Genomic DNA, 328 nt, shown 5'->3' with positions numbered 1-328 from the left:
AGCTTTCGATGCTGTCCGAGAGCTGGCCGAAAAGATGGGCGGCATCGACATTCTCGTGAACAATGCTGCCCAGCAATGGCTGGAGACCGAACTCGATGACGTTACCGAGGATCATCTGCGCCGGACATTCGACAGCAACGTCATGGGGTATTTCTTTTGCACCCAGGCGGCGGCGGACCACCTGCCCGAGGGCGGCGCCATTATCAACACCGCCAGCGTCAACGCCTTCAAGGGCAACGCCGCGTTGATCAGCTATTCGTCCCCCCGCGGCGCGACCACGGCCTTCAGTCGCTCCATCGCATCGCAATTGGTGAGCAAGGGCATCCGG

The 328-nt window shown here is 61.0% G+C and carries 1 protein-coding gene; it reads left to right on the top strand.

What is annotated here, in order from left to right:
• Positions 1–328 (top strand): SDR family NAD(P)-dependent oxidoreductase (locus tag E0702_RS16150; RefSeq protein ID WP_132045601.1); only part of this gene is annotated, 328 nt, incomplete at both ends.

This window comes from Halomonas marinisediminis (assembly GCF_004347715.1).
GTDB classification, from domain to species: Bacteria; Pseudomonadota; Gammaproteobacteria; order Pseudomonadales; family Halomonadaceae; genus Halomonas; species Halomonas icarae.
This window is presented reverse-complemented; position numbering and strand designations above follow the sequence as displayed.